General features: G+C 69.9%; 16 protein-coding genes. 10 read left to right on the top strand and 6 right to left on the bottom strand.

Annotated features, from left to right (window positions below):
• Nucleotides 1–53: 53 nt before the first annotated feature.
• The 4 genes from ACFY01_RS40715 to ACFY01_RS40700 form a co-directional block, all read right to left on the bottom strand.
• Complete coding sequence (locus ACFY01_RS40715) at nucleotides 54–764, bottom strand: phosphatase PAP2 family protein (RefSeq protein WP_390740834.1); 711 nt, start codon at nucleotides 762–764, stop codon at nucleotides 54–56.
• Nucleotides 765–1,008: 244 nt separating this feature from the next.
• Nucleotides 1,009–1,953 carry an NlpC/P60 family protein gene (locus ACFY01_RS40710; RefSeq protein WP_390740912.1) on the bottom strand — a complete coding sequence of 315 codons (945 nt, stop codon included), beginning with the start codon at nucleotides 1,951–1,953 and terminating at the stop codon, nucleotides 1,009–1,011.
• 103 nt (nucleotides 1,954–2,056) lie between these two features.
• Nucleotides 2,057–2,332, bottom strand: coding sequence for a hypothetical protein (locus tag ACFY01_RS40705; RefSeq protein WP_390740833.1), 276 nt, complete (start codon nucleotides 2,330–2,332; stop codon nucleotides 2,057–2,059).
• Nucleotides 2,333–2,478: 146 nt separating this feature from the next.
• Nucleotides 2,479–3,276 (bottom strand): trypsin-like peptidase domain-containing protein, encoded by a 798-nt coding sequence (locus ACFY01_RS40700; RefSeq protein WP_390740832.1) that lies wholly within the window; start codon nucleotides 3,274–3,276, stop codon nucleotides 2,479–2,481.
• 264 nt (nucleotides 3,277–3,540) lie between these two features.
• On the opposite strand from ACFY01_RS40700, the gene ACFY01_RS40695 reads away from it, so the two are divergent.
• Entirely contained in the window at nucleotides 3,541–3,795 is a 255-nt protein-coding gene (locus ACFY01_RS40695) for a DUF397 domain-containing protein (protein ID WP_390740831.1), read from the top strand.
• Here the strand turns inward: ACFY01_RS40695 and ACFY01_RS40690 are convergent.
• The gene (locus tag ACFY01_RS40690) at nucleotides 3,792–4,718 is read right to left on the bottom strand and encodes an oxidoreductase (RefSeq protein ID WP_390740830.1); all 927 of its coding nucleotides are present in this window, start codon (nucleotides 4,716–4,718) and stop codon (nucleotides 3,792–3,794) included. The genes ACFY01_RS40695 and ACFY01_RS40690 overlap by 4 nt on opposite strands.
• An 89-nt stretch (nucleotides 4,719–4,807) precedes the next feature.
• On the opposite strand from ACFY01_RS40690, the gene ACFY01_RS40685 reads away from it, so the two are divergent.
• From ACFY01_RS40685 to ACFY01_RS40650, 8 genes are all read left to right on the top strand, one after another.
• Nucleotides 4,808–5,410, top strand: coding sequence for a TetR/AcrR family transcriptional regulator (locus tag ACFY01_RS40685; protein WP_390740829.1), 603 nt, complete (start codon nucleotides 4,808–4,810; stop codon nucleotides 5,408–5,410).
• A 262-nt stretch (nucleotides 5,411–5,672) separates the two neighbouring features.
• Nucleotides 5,673–7,022, top strand: coding sequence for a peptidase S8 (locus tag ACFY01_RS40680; RefSeq protein WP_390740828.1), 1,350 nt, complete (start codon nucleotides 5,673–5,675; stop codon nucleotides 7,020–7,022).
• Between the two features lie 443 nt (nucleotides 7,023–7,465).
• On the top strand, nucleotides 7,466–7,774 hold the full coding sequence (locus ACFY01_RS40675; RefSeq protein ID WP_355155411.1) for a hypothetical protein: 309 nt from the start codon (nucleotides 7,466–7,468) through the stop codon (nucleotides 7,772–7,774).
• Between the two features lie 195 nt (nucleotides 7,775–7,969).
• The gene (locus ACFY01_RS40670) at nucleotides 7,970–8,794 is read left to right on the top strand and encodes a hypothetical protein (RefSeq protein ID WP_390740827.1); all 825 of its coding nucleotides are present in this window, start codon (nucleotides 7,970–7,972) and stop codon (nucleotides 8,792–8,794) included.
• Entirely contained in the window at nucleotides 8,784–10,100 is a 1,317-nt protein-coding gene (locus tag ACFY01_RS40665) for a hypothetical protein (protein WP_390740826.1), read from the top strand. Before ACFY01_RS40670 ends, ACFY01_RS40665 begins: the two co-directional genes overlap by 11 nt.
• The gene (locus tag ACFY01_RS40660) at nucleotides 10,097–11,656 is read left to right on the top strand and encodes an SCO6880 family protein (RefSeq protein ID WP_390740825.1); all 1,560 of its coding nucleotides are present in this window, start codon (nucleotides 10,097–10,099) and stop codon (nucleotides 11,654–11,656) included. The genes ACFY01_RS40665 and ACFY01_RS40660 overlap by 4 nt, the downstream gene beginning before the upstream one ends.
• Nucleotides 11,657–11,670: 14 nt before the next feature.
• Nucleotides 11,671–13,095, top strand: coding sequence for an ATP-binding protein (locus ACFY01_RS40655; protein WP_390740824.1), 1,425 nt, complete (start codon nucleotides 11,671–11,673; stop codon nucleotides 13,093–13,095).
• 9 nt (nucleotides 13,096–13,104) lie between these two features.
• Nucleotides 13,105–14,664, top strand: a complete 1,560-nt coding sequence (locus tag ACFY01_RS40650) for a type VI secretion protein (protein WP_390740823.1) — start codon at nucleotides 13,105–13,107, stop codon at nucleotides 14,662–14,664.
• 32 nt (nucleotides 14,665–14,696) lie between these two features.
• Here the strand turns inward: ACFY01_RS40650 and ACFY01_RS40645 are convergent, their stop codons facing one another.
• On the bottom strand, nucleotides 14,697–15,260 hold the full coding sequence (locus ACFY01_RS40645) for a GNAT family N-acetyltransferase (protein WP_390740911.1): 564 nt from the start codon (nucleotides 15,258–15,260) through the stop codon (nucleotides 14,697–14,699).
• 113 nt (nucleotides 15,261–15,373) lie between these two features.
• Between ACFY01_RS40645 and ACFY01_RS40640 the strand changes: the two genes are divergently transcribed.
• The gene (locus ACFY01_RS40640) at nucleotides 15,374–15,922 is read left to right on the top strand and encodes a cysteine hydrolase family protein (protein ID WP_390740822.1); all 549 of its coding nucleotides are present in this window, start codon (nucleotides 15,374–15,376) and stop codon (nucleotides 15,920–15,922) included.
• Nucleotides 15,923–16,052: the final 130 nt, after the last annotated feature.

Raw genomic sequence — 16,052 nt, 5'->3', positions numbered from 1 at the left:
TGGGCCCGCCGCCGCGGCGGCGGGCCTCGCGGAACCCCGGGCGGCGCGGCGCCCTACGCGGCGAGATCCTTCTCCTCCGAGGCCACGGACTTGCGCGCACCGGGAACCAGCGCCTCCCCGGACCCGCCCTCGGACGAGCGCCGCCGGACGACCCACCCAGCCCGAGGCGACCGCTCCACCGCCTTCATCACCGGCGTGAGCAGAGCCATCGCCGGCGGCGACAGCAACAGCGCCACCGCGGTCCCGAGCGCGAACCCGCCGACCACGTCGGTCGGATAGTGCACGCCCATGTACACCCGGCAGAACCCCTCGAACAGTGCGAGCCCGATCCCGGCGACCCCGAACCTCCGGTTGGCGACGAACAGTCCGACCGCCATGGCCATGGTCAGCGTCGCGTGATCACTGACGAACGAGTAGTCGTTCTTCCCGGAGACGAGAACGTCCAGCCCCTGGCGATCGACGAAGGGGCGGGGCCGCTCCACGAATCCCCGGATGGGCACGTTCACCAGCACGGCGATCCCGGCGGCCAACGGCGCCCACACGAGCCCGGCGACGGAGGCGGCCGCCTCGTCCCCGTCGGCGGAGCGCCGGCGCACGGACCACCAGCACCACACCACCAGCAGCACCATGGCGAGCAGCAGCCCGTACTCACCCACGAACTCCATCACCCGGTCGACCCACCCGGGGGCGTCCTTGGCCAGTCCGTTGATGTCGTACAGCAGGTCGACGTCGGGGTTCGATCCGGAATCGGCGAGTACAGCCATGGTGCTGCGGCCCCTTCGTCGTTCTCCGGGCGCACCTCGCGTGCGCCGCTCCTACCCACCCCCGTGGTTTCGTAGATCCGCTTCCGCTGCGCTGACGCACTGACGTCCACTCGGCTACATCTACGGCTACGTCAACAGGAACGCACGTCCCCCGTCCCAACGTTCCACTCTCCACCGAAAGATCACTCAGACGTTATCGAAGAGAGACTCATAGCCGCAGCTCAGGGGGCGGGTTCACGCTCGGTCACACCTTCGTGGGGAGTGCTTTCGCGCCATCTTCGGTTACCCGAGTGGCTCCGAAGTAGTCGGGGGTGTCGACCGGGTCGAACCGGATGACGGCCCCCGGCCTGGGCGCGTCGATCATGTATCCGCCCCCCACGTAGATCCCCACGTGCCGGATGGCCCGAGAGTTTGTCAGATCGTCGGAGAAGAAGACCAGATCGCCCGGCAGCAACTCCTCCCGCTTCGGGTGCGGCCCCGCGTTGTACTGATCGTTGGCGACACGCGGAAGCGTGACCCCGACGCTCTCGTACGCCGCCTTGGTCAACCCGGAACAGTCGAACCGTCCGCCCTGGTCAGCGGTACCGTCGCCACCCCACAAGTAGGGCGTCCCGAGCTTCTTCTGCGCGTAGGCGATGGCAGCGGCGGCCTGCCGGCTGGGGTCCACCCGGGTGACGGGGGCGGCGAAGCTCTTCTCGAGCGTGCTGATCGTCTTCACGTAGTTCCGGGTCTCCGAGTACGGCGGCACGCCCCCGTACTGGATCACCGCGTACGCCCCCGCGTTGTAGGCGGCGAGCATGTTGTCGGAGATGTCGCCGGGCACGTCCTTCACGTACGAGGCGAGCTGGCAGTCGTACGAAGCGGCGGACGGAATCGCGTCATTCGGGTCCCACACGTCCCGGTCGCCGTCACCGTCACCGTCGATACCGTGCGTGGCCCACGTCCCCGGGATGAACTGCGCTATCCCCTCCGCCTTCGCCGGGCTCTTGGCGTTCGGGTTGAATCCGCTCTCCTGGTACAACTGGGCGCCCAGCAGGGCCGGATTGAGGGCGGGGCAGAGATTGCCCCACTTCTGAACGAGCGTCTGGTACGCGGCCGGCACGGCGCCCTTGGCCAGCGAGACGGCCCCGCCGCCCACCCCGCCCGCGAGGTTCCCGGCGACGACGTACACCCCGACCACGAGCAGCATGACGAAGCTCAGCCCGAGCCCGGCCGCGGCCGCACCGGCCACCCATACTTTGCGCACGGCTCAACACTCCCCCATCCGCGCCCGCTTCAAGTCCGCTTTCGCCTCACACCGACCGACTCAGCCAGCATTTCGGCCTATTCGTGCCACCGAAATCGTCAGAGTACGGGAAGCGACAGCGGGGCCGCCCCCGGCCGGCGACGGGCTCACCCGTCGGCCCCTCCAGCAGTCCGCTCTTCGTGCGCTGAGTCCCCGTCAGCGCGCTCAGCAGGTACCGCCGTTCGACGTCGGTGAGCCACAGCATGACCAGGCCGTTGTCCCGGTCGTCGGGGCATTGCGCGAGGAGGCCCGAGGCGGCCATCCGGGTGGCCGTCTTCGTCACGGCGGGGGTCGTGACGCTGCCGAGGCCGTACGCTCCCGCTCCCCCGGCGGCACGCCGGCAGCACGGAGGCACCCCGCACCTGACCGACCGCTACTGCTCTTCCCTGACCACCGGCCTCACGCATCGTCTCCCGCGGGCCGCCGGCCTCACGGATCGCTCGCCGCGTCCCCGTAGAGCTCGGCCGCCTCCGTCCCCAGCACCACGCTGTACGAGATGTCGGCCGTCGTCCCGCCCTGTTCGTGTCCGCCCAGGATCCCCACGACCTCGTGGTCCCCGTTGACCCAGGGGCTGCCGCTGGTCCCGCCGGTGAATTCGGGGCAGGAGATCCGCTGCTGGGTGTCGCTGTGCGCGCCGGGCTTGTTGGTGCAGTCGATGGGGGATTCCTGGGAATTGGGGTAGCCGGTGACCGTCACGGCGGTGGCCCCGGTCGCCGTACGGGTGGCGAAGCGGTTGCCGCCGACGACGTCCTCGACCAGCTTCCCCTGTTCTCCGCCCAGTCCCTCCACGACGGCGAACGCCACGTCGCTGTCCTCGTCCTGCCCCTTGGACCAGCCGTCCGGCAGGAACCGCCTCGTCACCTTCCACACCCCGTACGGCGCCTTCCCGTCCCGGTAGCCCGGCACGAACACCACGCCGCCGCCGTCGCCGCTGTCGTCACCGTCACCGTCCACGCAGTGCGCGGCGGTGACGATGAGGTCGCGATGAGCACTGTGCACGACCGAGGCGGTGCAGAAGTGCCCGCCGGCGAGCTTGCCGGCCCGGTCCGCGTCGAAGAGCGCCCCGACTCTCGCGCTCTCCCGGTTCGGGGCGGCCACGACGGTGACCCCGAAGGGGCCCGGACCGTCGTCGGCGGCCGCCACGGAGGCCGACGTCATCGCCAGCAGCACCACGGTGCCGAGCAGGGCGGGACGCGAGGTGACCGAGATGCGTGAGGTGCGCTTCATCAGGCCCACTTTGTCCCATGAAGGTGAGAATCGGTTCCCGGCTTCGCTGAGATTTGACTGTGAATCGCGCTTACCCCTGGCAATCGGTCCACAACAGCTTCCTGACCCTGGAAGCCCCCAACTCCCGCAACACACCTACCCCGCACGAGTCCGCGCACTCCCGCACCATGCGCAACCGCTCCGCGCCGGAGAGTGCAGGAGAGTGCTGGAGGGTGCGGCTCACGGCGGGGATACGGTGGGCATCCGTCAGGAAGGAGCCGCCGGATGCCTGAACTGCCCCCGGACCTCAGCTGGGAACGCGCCGCCCCACCGGACGCGACCGGGCCCGGTCCCTGGATCGAGATCGCCTTCGGTGAGGGCGAGGGCGGGGAGGCTCCCGTCTACATCCGGGAGACCAGCGACCCGGACAACGTAGTCACCACGAACCGCCGTAAATGGGATGCCTTCGTACTCGGCGTGCAAGCAGGCGAGTTCGACCACTTCGTGGAGGGCGTGGAGGGCGAGGGCAGGGAGTCCTAGGCCACCGGCGCCACCAGCGGATACCGCACGCCCGTCAGTTCCTCGGACAGCGTCCACAGCCGCCGTGCGGCCACCGGGTCGCTCGCCGCGGTGGTGCGGCCCACGAGGGTGGGGGCGCCCCGCATCTCGGCCATGCCGTCGGGGCCGACGTAGCTCGCGCCGGGGAGGTCCTGGCTCGCCGCGTAGAGGGTGGGCAGGGCGCCCGCCTTGTCGTCCTGGGCCAGGATCCGGTTGCCGATCTGCATGAGGGCGCGGGCGACCGGGTTCGCGGTGTGGCCCTGGAGGTTGGTGGCCGCCCAGCCGGGGTGGGCGGCGAGGGCGCGGACGGGTGAGCCGGACTCGGTGAGGCGGCGCTGGAGTTCCAGGGTGAACAGCAGATTCGCCAGCTTGGACTGGGAGTAGGCGCGCTGCGGGGTGTAGCGGCCCGTGAGGTTGGTGTCGTCGAAGGAGATCCTGCGGTCGCCCATGCGGTGGGCGCCGGAGGAGACGGTCACCACCCGGTCCCGGACGTGGGGCAGCAGCAGGTTCGTCAGGGCGAAGTGACCGAGATGGTTCGTGCCGAACTGCATCTCGAAGCCGTCCTTGGTGCGCTGCTCCGGGAGCATCATCACGCCCGCGTTGTTGATCAGCACATCGATCGTCCCGCCCTGCCAGGAGTCGGCGAACTCCCGGACGGAGGCCAGGTCGGCGAGGTCGAGCCGGCGCACCTCCGTACTGCCGTTCACCCGCGCGGCGGCGGCCCGGCCGCGCTGGAGGTCCCGTACGGCGAACACCACGTGCGCGCCCGCGCGGGCCAGCGCGTCGGCGGCGGCGAAGCCGATGCCGCTGTTGGCGCCGGTGATGACGGCGGTGCGGCCGGAGAAGTCGGGGAGGTGGGTCGCGTTCCATGTGCGCGCCTCGGGCGCGTCGGTCTTTTCAGCCATGCCCCCAAAGTAGGCGCCGCCAACAATGCTGTCAATGACAACAATGGTGACGCCGACAACAATGTCGCCGTCGACAACATGCGGATACGATGTTCCGCATGCCCGAGAGCCGCCCCTATCACCACGGAGACCTCCGCGCCGCCCTCCTCACGGCGGCCGAGCGCACCCTGCGCGACCGGGGAGCCGGCGCGCTCTCCCTGCGCGAACTGGCCCGCGAGGTCGGCGTGAGCCACGCGGCTCCCGGCCGGCACTTCAAGGACAAGCAGGCACTGCTCGACGCCCTGGCCCTGGCCGGCTACGAGCGGCTGTCCGCCGCGCTGGAGTCCGCGGACGACCCCGCGCTGCCGCTCGAGGCACGGCTGTCGGGACTGGCGAAGACCTACGTGGGCTTCGCCGTCGAGCACGCCGCGCTGCTGGAGGTGATGTTCGCGCGCAAGCACGACCCCGAGGTCTCCACCCAGCTCGCCGACGCCGTCGACCGCTCCGTCGGGTCCTTCGAGCGGCTGATCACGGACGCGCAGGCGCGGGGCGAGATCGTCGCGGGCGACCCGGCGCGCCTCACCTTCTTCGCCGGCGCGATCATGCACGGGCTGGCCACCTTCGCCGCCAACGGCAGCATCCCGGCCGACCAGGTCCTGGCCGACCTGGACGAGCACGTACACCACCTGCTGCACGGCCTCAAGCCCCGCTGAGCCCACCCCCGGCGACCCGCGACCCCCCGCTGTGCCCGCGCTGTGAGCCGGGTCAAGCCGTGCCCACCCCGGCGTCATCCGCCCGCCAATGATCAGTAAGCCCGGGGCCCGTTTCGGTAACGCGGCAGTCAGGATTCCGCCACCCGCCTTGTTGTCGCGTACCCAACAAGCCATCGTCGTCGCGGGCCGCCGCCCCCACCGGTGAGCGCACCGGTGGCCCCCACCCGCAGGCCTCTGTCCCCCCTGCCCAGGAGGCTGTACGTTGCGTACGACCACCCCCGACTCCCCCCACATACGCGGCAGATGGCGCCGGGCCGGAGCCGCCGGAGCCGCCACCGCGGCACTTCTGTTCGCCGGACTCGGCACCGCGACCCAGGCCGACGCCACCACCACGGCCGCACCCGCCGCCTCCTCGAAGGCCGCCTCCGCGAAGGTGACGTGGGCCGCCACCCCCTGCGCCACGCCCAAGCACAAGGGCGAACTGGCCTGCGACTCCTTCCGGGTGACCGGCGGGACCACCGCCTTCCAGAAGGCGCGGGCCGCGGAGACCGGCAAGGCCGCCAAGGTCACCCCCAAGGCCGCCGCCGCCGGCCCCACCGGATTCGGCCCCAGCGACCTCCAGGACGCCTACGGCCTCACCTCCGCCGCCGCCTCCAACGGCTCCGGCGAGACCATCGCGATCGTCGACGCCTACGACGACCCGAACGCCGAGGCCGACCTGGCCAAGTACCGCTCGTACTACGGGCTCGACGCCTGCACCACGTCCAACGGCTGCTTCACGAAGATCAGCCAGACCGGCTCCACGACCTCCCTCCCCGCCGCCGACAGCGGCTGGGCCGAGGAGGAGTCGCTCGACCTGGACATGGCCTCCGCCGTCTGCCCGCAGTGCAACATCATGCTCGTCGAGGCCAAGTCCGCCACCACCGCCAACCTCGGCACCGCGGTGAACGAGGCGGTCGCCCTCGGCGCGAAGTACGTATCCAACAGCTACGGCGGCTCGGAGTCCTCCTCCGACTCGACCTACGACACCAAGTACTACAAGCACCCCGGTGTGGCGATCACGGTCTCCGCCGGTGACGAGGGCTACGGCGCGGAGTACCCGGCCGCCTCCCGGTACGTCACCGCCGTCGGCGGCACCGCCCTGTCGACCTCCTCCAACTCCCGCGGCTGGACCGAGAGCGTCTGGAACACCAGCAGCACCGAGGGCACCGGCTCCGGCTGCTCCTCCTACGACACCAAGCCCAGCTGGCAGACCGACACCGGCTGCGCCAAGCGCACCATCGCCGACGTCTCGGCCGTCGCCGACCCCGCGACCGGCGTCTCGGTCTACGACTCCTACGGGGTCACCGCCGGCTGGTACACCTTCGGCGGCACCAGTGCCTCCGCCCCGATCATCGCGGGCGTCTACGCCCTCGCGGGCACCCCGGGCAGCGGCGACTACCCCGCCGAGTACCCGTACGAGTCGGCCGGCACCTCGGCCCTCAACGACGTGACCAGCGGCAGCAACGGCAGCTGCTCCTCCAGTGCGAGCTACCTGTGCACCGCCAGGTCCGGCTACGACGGCCCGACCGGCTGGGGCACACCGGAGGGCACGGACGCCTTCACCGGGTGAGCACCAGGGCTTGACCTCCCCGTCGGGTCACGGGGAGCCGCCACAGCGAGGGGGACGTGGGGTCCCCTCGGCGGCACACGAAGAGAAACGGGTCACGGCAGCCGGCCGTGACCCGTTTCTCTTACCGAAGGGGTCTCGGCAATCGCCGGGGCCCCTTCCTCGTGAGACCATCTTTGACGGCACCTCACCCGACCAGCCGTCAGAAAGCGCGCGGCGTCATAGAGGAGCACAACGACGGAACCACACGACAGGTTCCGCTCAGGCCTCATTGCCCGGCGTGACCTGCCGTGATACACAGAGTGACCGTACGGTCCATTCGTACGAAACCCGCCATTCAATGACGCCAAGTCGACATACGGCGGCGCCATCGTCGGCGACAATGAGGCCTGACCTCTGCACACCGCAGGGGACTGCGGAACAACCCACCAGGGGCGGTGACTTACATGTTCTTTGCGGCCGACAAGGGAGACATCAACACCATCATCGGCGGAATCGCTCCGGACTGGGGGCCCTTCGGCAGCCTGGGCAACGAAGCGAAGGTGATGATCGAGGTGGTGATGGCCGTCGCCATCCTGCTCTGCCTCGGCATCGCCGTCTGGGGTGCGGCCAAACAGCGCATCGGCGCGACGGCCCTCCGGGACACCTTCAGCGCCGAACAGGGCAAAGGCCTCATCATCGCCGGTCTGACAGGAGTCTTCATCATCGGCTCCCTGGGCACGCTGTTCACCATCGTGTACGGCATGGCCGTGTAGCGCTCCCCCGACTCCCCCACTCCTCCAGTCCTCCGGGCACGCCCGGTCCCCACCACCCCACCCGCCCGTCGTGCTCACCGGCTGAGGTTGCGTTTCCCTGATGTCGAGTCACCACACCGCGCCCGCGCGGGAGCCAGCACGGCTACCGTCGTACATCTACGCGTTCCGGTACGAGGTCGAGGGGGCGTTCGCGGCATGAGTCTCGGAGACGAGCAGGGTTACGGCGGCTCGGGCGAGACCAGAACCCGGCTGCCCGAACGCGGCGGCGACCCCTACGGTGGGGCCCGCCGAGGCGGTCGGTCATCCTCCCGGAGCCTGGTCACGGTGGTCGGCGTCGTCGTCCTCCTCATCGCGGCGATCGCCTTCGCGAACCGGGGCGATGACAGTGCCTCCGGCGGCGACAACAGCTCCGGGAGCAAGCCGAAGGCGGCGGCGACCGCGGCGAGCGGGACGAAGCCGGTCACTTCGAAGGCCGGGGGGATTCCTACGGGGTTCTCGCGGGATCAGCAGGGGGCGGAGAGTGCTGCCGCCAACTACTCCGTTGCACTGGGCTCGGCCGACATGTTCAGCAAGGCTCGGCGGCACGAGATCATCAACACCGTCTATGCCCCCGCTGTGGCAGCCCGCAGGCAGTCGGACCTGGACAGCGCCTACTCCAGCGAGTCGTTTCTCTCCAACATCGGCCTCAACAAGGACGGCAGCGCGCCCAACGGTCAGACGTTCGTCTCCCGGGTCGTCCCCGTAGGCACCAAGGTCACATCAATGACCGGTGACACCTCCACCGTCCAGGTCTGGTACACCTCGCTCTTCGGCCTGTCCGGCGAAGCCTCGACCAACCCGGTCACCGAGAGCTGGTACACCACCACATACGAACTGAAGTGGGTCGACAACGACTGGAAGGTCACGGACTTCCAGCAGAAGGACGGCCCCGTCCCGGTCGGCCGCGACCAGAAGGCCTCCACCGCTGACGACATGACGAAGGCCGTCGAGGAGTACGGAGGATTCACGTATGCGCGCTAACCAACGCATGCTCAAGGGCACGGGCGTCTTCGCCGCCGTACAGACCACCGTCCTCCTATTCTCCACACGCGCCTTCGCTGAGCCCAGTCCGTCGCCGTCGAAGAGCAACAACGCCTGCGACCTCATCCGCGGCCCAGCCAAGTCGTACTGCGAGAAGGGCAACAACTCCGGCGGTAAATCCGGCGTAACCAGCAACAACCCCCTCTCCGACACCCTCGACCCCCTCGCCTCCCTCGCCAAGGGCTGTGCCGACGCGGCGTCGTGGACCATCGACAAGCTCAGTGACGCGGTCAAGGAGACGGCGAACGTCGACTTCACGAACCAGAAGTTCCTCCAGCAGTACGCGGTCGTCTTCGCCGCGTCGACGATCCTCACGCTGCTGCTGTGGCTGCTGGCCGTGGCCAAGCGAGCCGTACGCGGCGTCCCCATGACCACCGCCCTGTCGGAAGCCGTCGGGTTCCTCTGGCTGACGGTCCTGGCCTCCGCGTTCACGCCGCTGATCCTGTACACGGTCGTATCGGCCACCGACGGAGTCACGGACGTACTGGCCAAGGCCACCGGCGACCAGACCGACACGTTCTTCGGCACCTTCTCCGGCGCCCTGAACAAGGGCAACGACATCGGCGGCGGCCCGATCATGCTGATCGTGGTGTCGCTCGTCAGCATCCTCGCCGCCGGCATCCTCTGGCTGGAGCTGGTGATCCGCGCCGCCCTGCTCTACGTCGGCGCCCTCCTCGGCACCGTCGTCTACGCGGGCCTGGTGGACAAGAACCTGTGGGGGCACGTCCGCCGCTGGGCCGGGATCATGATCGCCGTCATCCTGGTCAAGCCCGTCATCGTCATAGTGCTGGGCCTGGCCGGGGCACTGTCCGGGGACAACGGCCCGGACAGCTTCTCGGCCGTCGTGTCGGGCCTCGCCATCATCCTGCTCGCCATCTTCGCGAGCGCGATGATCTACCGCTTCGTCCCCGGCTTCGGCGACGAGATCGCGAGCGGCCGCAACAACCGCATCATGCAGGGCGCCGAGAGCAAGGCCGCCGCGGTCATCAGCTCCCCGGCGACCCTGGTCGCGCAGGGCATCAAGACGCACAGCACCCGCGCCGACAACAACGGAGGCGGCGGCCAGTCGTCGTCCAGCGCCTCCCGCCCGGCCAACCCGGCCTCCGGCGGGGTCGCCGCGCACAGCAGCCGCACCCCGAGCGGGGGCGGCGGCGCCGCGCCCGCGCCGCGCGCTCCCAGCCCGGCCAACACCCCGCACGCCAGCAACACCCGCAACAGCAACCGCTCGGGAGGTGAAGGGCGTTGACGACCGAGTCCCACCTGTCCCATCCGGTCACGCCCCGCCGTACGTATCTGATCGGCCGCGCCCGGCCGAACGGGATCATCGGCCGGAACCGCGAGTCCGGCGAGATCGCGCTGATCATCGCGGGCGCGTTCCTCGGCATGATGTGCGGCCTCCTCGTCCCGGTCCTGTCGCTGCGGATCGTGCTGCTGACGGGCTTCCCGATGCTGGCGCTGGCGGCGGTGTACGTGCCGTACAAGCGCCGCACCTTCTACAAGTGGTTCGAGATCAACCGCAGCTTCAAGCGCAGCGTCAAGCGGGGAGCCGTCTACCGGTCCGATGTGATGGAGGCCGGTACGCGGCTGGACGGGCGTGAGGTCGAGATCGGGCCGCCGCCCGGCATCGGCCGGATCACCTGGCTGGCCGCGCCCTTCGGACCGGACGAGATCGCCGTACTGCTGCACGCCGACCGCAAGACCGTCACCGCGGCCATCGAGATCGAGGGCCCGGGCGTCGGCCTGCGCGACTCCGAGGACCAGGAGGCCCTGGTCGACCGGTTCGGCACCCTGCTGAAGCACGTGGCGAACGGCGACGGCTTCGTCACCCGCCTCCAGATGCTCGCCCGCACCCTGCCCGCCGACCCCGACGCCCACGCCAAGGACGTCACCCAGCGCGGCGACGAGCGGGCGCCGGGCTGGCTGCGGCAGTCGTACGACCAGTTGCAGTCGATGGTGTCCACCAGCAGCGAGCAGCACCGTGCCTACCTCGTCGCCTGCATGCACTACACGCGCGAGCTGGCCGCCGAGGCGCAGGCCATGGCCCGGGCGGCCCGGCCGCAGGGCGGGCGGAAGCTGGACCGGGACGCGGGGCTCGCCGTGGTCATGGCGCGTGAGCTCACCGACATCTGCTCGCGGCTCCAGGAGGCCGACATCAGGGTGCGCCAGCCCCTGGGGCAGGGGCGTCTCGCCTCGCTCGTCCACTCCATGTACGACCCCGACCACCCGATCGACCACATCCAGGCGATGACCAGGCGCAACGCCTGGCCCGCCGAGCTGGACGCCATGGAGCCCACCTACCTCCAGGCCAAGACCAGGGAGTCCGCCACCCGCGCGCCCTGGTGCCATGCCACGGCGTGGGTCAAGGAGTGGCCGATGACGCCCGTCGGCGTGAACTTCCTCGCGCCGCTCCTCGTCCACACCCCGGACGTCATCCGTACCGTCGCCGTGACGATGGACCTCGAACCCACCGAGATCGCCATCGAGCGCATGCTGACGGAGAAGACCAACGACGAGGCCGAGGCCTCCCGCGCCGCCAAGATGAACCGGACCGTCGACCCGCGCGACGTTGCCGCCCACTCCCGCCTCGACCAGCGCGGCGAGGACCTGGCCAGTGGCGCCGCCGGAGTGAATCTGGTCGGCTACATCACCGTCTCCTCGCGCACCCCCGAGGCGCTGGCCCGCGACAAGCGCACGATAAGGGCGTCGGCCGGAAAGTCGTACCTGAAGCTCGAATGGTGCGACCGCGAGCACCACCGCGCGTTCGTGAACACGCTCCCGTTCGCCACCGGAATCCGAAGGTAGGAGTTGATGCGCTGATGCGGGACCCGCTGTCCGCCATCACGGACGCCTTCACGTCCTTCCTGTTCGGGAAGATCGAGACGTCCCGGATGCCGGTGCGCACCTCCACGGGCCAGGCGCAGGCCGTCTACCTGCCGACCGCCGCCCCCGGCCTCGGCGACTCCGGCGTCATCATCGGCCGCGAGGTGTACTCCGGGAAGGGCTACATCTACGACCCGTTCCAGCTGTACGGCCAGCAGCTCCCCGCCCCGCACTGGCTGGTCCTCGGCGAGTCCGGCAACGGCAAGTCGGCGCTGGAGAAGACGTACGTCCTGCGCCAGCTGCGCTTCCGCGACCGCCAGGTCGTCGTCCTGGACGCGCAGGGCGAGGACGGCGTCGGCGAGTGGAACCTCATCGCGGAGGAGCTGGGGATAACCCCCATCCGGCTGGACCCCACGGCGGCCCTGGACCACGGCATCCGCCTGAACCCACTGGACCCCGCGATCACGACCACGGGTCAGCTGGCACTGCTGCGGACCATCATCGAGGTCGCGATGGGACACGGCCTCGACGAGCGTTCCGGCTTCGCGCTGAAGGTGGCGCACGCCTACGTCAACGAGACGATCGTCGAGCGCCAGCCCGTGCTCACCGACATCGTCGAGCAGCTGCGGCACCCGGAACCCGAGTCCGCCGAGGCGATGAACGTCGCCATAGACGACGTAAGGGCCTGGGGACTCGACGTCGCCCTGGTGCTGGACCGGCTCGTCGACGGTGACCTGCGCGGCATGTTCGACGGCCCGACCACGGTCGGCATCGACCTGGACGCCCCGCTGATCGTCTTCGACCTCTCCCACATCGACCGCAACTCCATCGCCATGCCCATCCTGATGGCGATCGTCGGGGTGTGGCTGGAGCACACCTGGATCCGCCCCGACCGGAAGAAGCGCATCTTCCTGGTCGAGGAGGCCTGGCACATCATCAACAGCCCCTTCGTCGCCCAGCTGTTCCAGCGGCTGCTGAAGTTCGGCCGCCGGCTCGGCCTGTCCTTCGTCGCGGTCGTCCACCATCTGTCCGACGTGGTGGACGGAGCGGCGGCGAAGGAGGCCGCGGCCATCCTGAAGATGGCGTCTACACGGACGATCTACGCCCAGAAGGCCGACGAGGCACGGGCCACGGGCCGTGTGCTGGGGCTGCCCAGGTGGGCCGTGGAGATCATCCCCACCCTCACCCCCGGCATCGCCGTCTGGGACGTCAACGGCAACGTCCAGGTGGTCAAGCACCTGGTGACGGAGACGGAACGCCCACTGGTCTTCACCGACCGCGCGATGACCGAGTCCTCCTTCGACCTGGCCGCCGACGACGCCCTGCGCGCCGCCGAACTGGAAGCGGAGCAGCGGGCGGCGGCCTTCGTGGAACAGCACATCGGCGACCTGGACGGGTCGTCGGAGTCTACGGTGGCGTAGGGAGACGGCGTGAGACCCGACGACCGCGACCACGGGCGATACGGCGACAGACGATACGACGACGGGCGCGGCGGCCGGCGGGACGGCCAGGGCGGCATCCCGGACGGCCTGCTGATCGGCCTCCTCGCCTTCCTGCTCGGCATGACCCTGCTGGTGTGGACGGCGACCGGCCTCGCGGGCTGGTTCGCGGGCGGCGCCTGGCCGTCCGGCGTCACCTTCACGGGCACCCCCCTGGCCATGCGCCACCTCATCGGCCACCCGCACGACATCAGGGGCGCCTGGCCGGACACCCCGGCGGCACAGCTGTCGGGGTACGGACTGTTCTGGGGGCTGTTCATAGGGCAGCTGATGGTGCTGTTCGTACTGACCGTGTTCGTGATCGGTACGGTCGCACGGTGGCGGGCGGGGCGGGCCCGGCGGAGGTCGGGGAAGGAGATGGACGCGGCGGGTTCCCCCGCGTCGGCTCAGGCGTCGGCCCGGGCGCCAGAGCCGGCGTACGAGGCTTCCAAGCCCCGGGGCGAGGCACCCGAGCCGCTGCCCGAGGTGCGGGCGGTGCCGGCGCCTCGCAGCGAGCCTGAGCCCGAGGGGGCGCCTGGCCTCGTAGCTGACGGCGAACGGGTGGGTGGGTGGGAAACCAACCACGCCGAAGGCGCGGTGCTCTACGCCGCACCCGCAATCCGCCAGACAACCGCGTCCCAAGCCATCCGCGACGCGGAAGGCCCCTTGCTCGTGGTCACGTCCAACGCCAGTGTCTGGCAGGAGACCAAGGACGCGAGGGCCAAGCTGGGTCCGGTCCTCCTCTACGACCCCACCCATCTCTGCGACACCCCCGCCCGGCTGCACTGGTCCCCTGCCACGGGCTGCCATGACAAGCAGACGGCGGTACAGCGGGCAACCGCCCTGCTCGCCCCGGTGAAGCCGACCGCCCGTCTGGACCAAGCGGTCAGCGACACCGCCGAGACCCTCCTGCGCAGCTACCTCCACGCCGCCGCCCTCGACAACCGCAGCATCCGCCACGTGCACCGCTGGGCCCAGGGCACGCAGATCCAGGACGCGGTCCGCGCCCTGCGCACCAACCCCAAGGCGGCCCCCGGCGCCGCGGGCGAACTGGAGGCCGCGCTCACCTCGCATCCCGAACGCCGGGACATGGCCCACGAGCTGACGAGCCGTGCCCTCGCCGCGCTCTCCACGGTCAACATCCGCGAAGCGTGCACTCCAAACCGAACTGATGCCCTCGCCTTGGATTCCTTCGTCAACGAAGGGGGCACGCTTTATGTGGTCGGTGAATCCATCGAGGACCCCAGGACCAACCCCGGCGCGATGCCGCTCCTGACGGCCCTCGTCTCCAGCGTGGTCGAGCGCGGCCGGCGCATGGCCGAACGGTCATCCTCCGGTCGGCTCGACCCACCACTGACCCTGGTCCTCGACGACGTCGCGGCCGTGGCCCCACTCCCCCAGCTCCCGGACCTGCTGTCCACGGGAGCGGACCACGGCCTGCCGACCCTGGCCCTCCTCCGCTCCCGCGAACAGGCCCGCAGCCGCTGGCCACACGACGAGCTCCCAGTCTGAGCTCTTCAGTCCCGTCAGTCCCGTCAGTCCCGTCAGTCCCGCTCGATCACGAACTCCAGCTCCAACTGGGCGTCGTCCTTCACGAACGGCAGGGTGACCCCGCTCGGTACGAACCCGGCCCTGCGGTAGAAGCGCTGCGCACGCCCGTTGTCCTCGTGCACCAGGAGCCGCACCCGCTCGGTGCCCTGCGCCCACGCCCACTCCAGGCCGGCGTCGAAGAGCACCTCGGTAAGACCGATCCCCCGGTAGTCGGGCCGGACGAACACCCCGACTATGTGCCCTTGCCTCCGCTCCACGGGCAAACCGGCCCAGTCCTTCGTACCCGCCTCCTCGACCAGCACCGTCAAGGAACCGACCCACTCCCCGTCCGGCGCCTCGGCGATGATCTGCTGCGCCCCGGTCGCCCCCTCCGCGGCTCCCTCAGCCCGCCCCTTCCAGAAGGAATCGGGCTTCTCCAGGGCTTCCTCGTACGTCTCCAGGAAGGCGAGGTGTGCGACCGGATCCTGGAGCGCGAACAGTCGCAGCGCCTTGGCGGCCGGCCACTCGTCGGCGCGAATCGCCCGGATCACATAGTCGCCGCTGGTCATGGTCGTCATGGTGGTCATGCGAGCCACCGTAATACCGATGTCAGTGGCAGGTCCTACTGTTTTGCCGTGCATGATCCGTGCCTGATCCGTGCCGACAGGCACCCGCGAACCAGGGAGATCCCATGACAACCCTGCTTGGTCGGCCCAACACAGCACTCCTCGTCATCGACGTACAGAACGGCGTGCTGGCGGGCGCGCCCCGCCGCGACGCAGTCATAGCCAACATCAACACCCTCGTCGACAAGGCACGCGCGGAGGACGTGCCGGTGATCTGGGTGCAGCACTCCGACGAACACCTCGAACGCGGCAGCGACAGCTGGGAGTACGTGGCGGAGCTGACCCGCCGCGACAGCGAACCTCTCGTCCACAAGTCGTGGGCGGACTCCTTCGAGGACACCGAGCTCGAGGCCCTCCTGGCCGAGCGCAAAGTAGGCCGGCTCGTCGTCACCGGCGCCCAGACCGATGTCTGCATCCGCTCGACACTGCACGGCGCCCTCGTCCGTGGGTACGACGCCACGCTGGTCGCCGACGCCCACACCACGGAGGACAACACCGAGTACGGCGCTCCCGCACCGGAACAGGTGATCGCCCACACCAACCTCTACTGGAAGTGGCACAGCGCGCCCGGACGCGAGGGCGGGATCGTCGAAACGGCGGAGGTGGCTTTCTAGAAGTGCCGGAAACGCAGAAAACCCCCGCACCGTGAGGTGCGGGGGTTCTCCCAATATTTGTTCGGCGGTGTCCTACTCTCCCACAGGGTCCCCCCTGCAGTACCATCGGCGCTGTGAGGCTTAGCTTCCG

This window comes from Streptomyces sp. NPDC001480 (assembly GCF_042894725.1).
Lineage (GTDB): Bacteria > Actinomycetota > Actinomycetes > Streptomycetales > Streptomycetaceae > Streptomyces.
The sequence above is the reverse complement of the archived record's forward strand: the minus strand, read 5'-3'. Positions and strand labels throughout refer to the sequence as shown.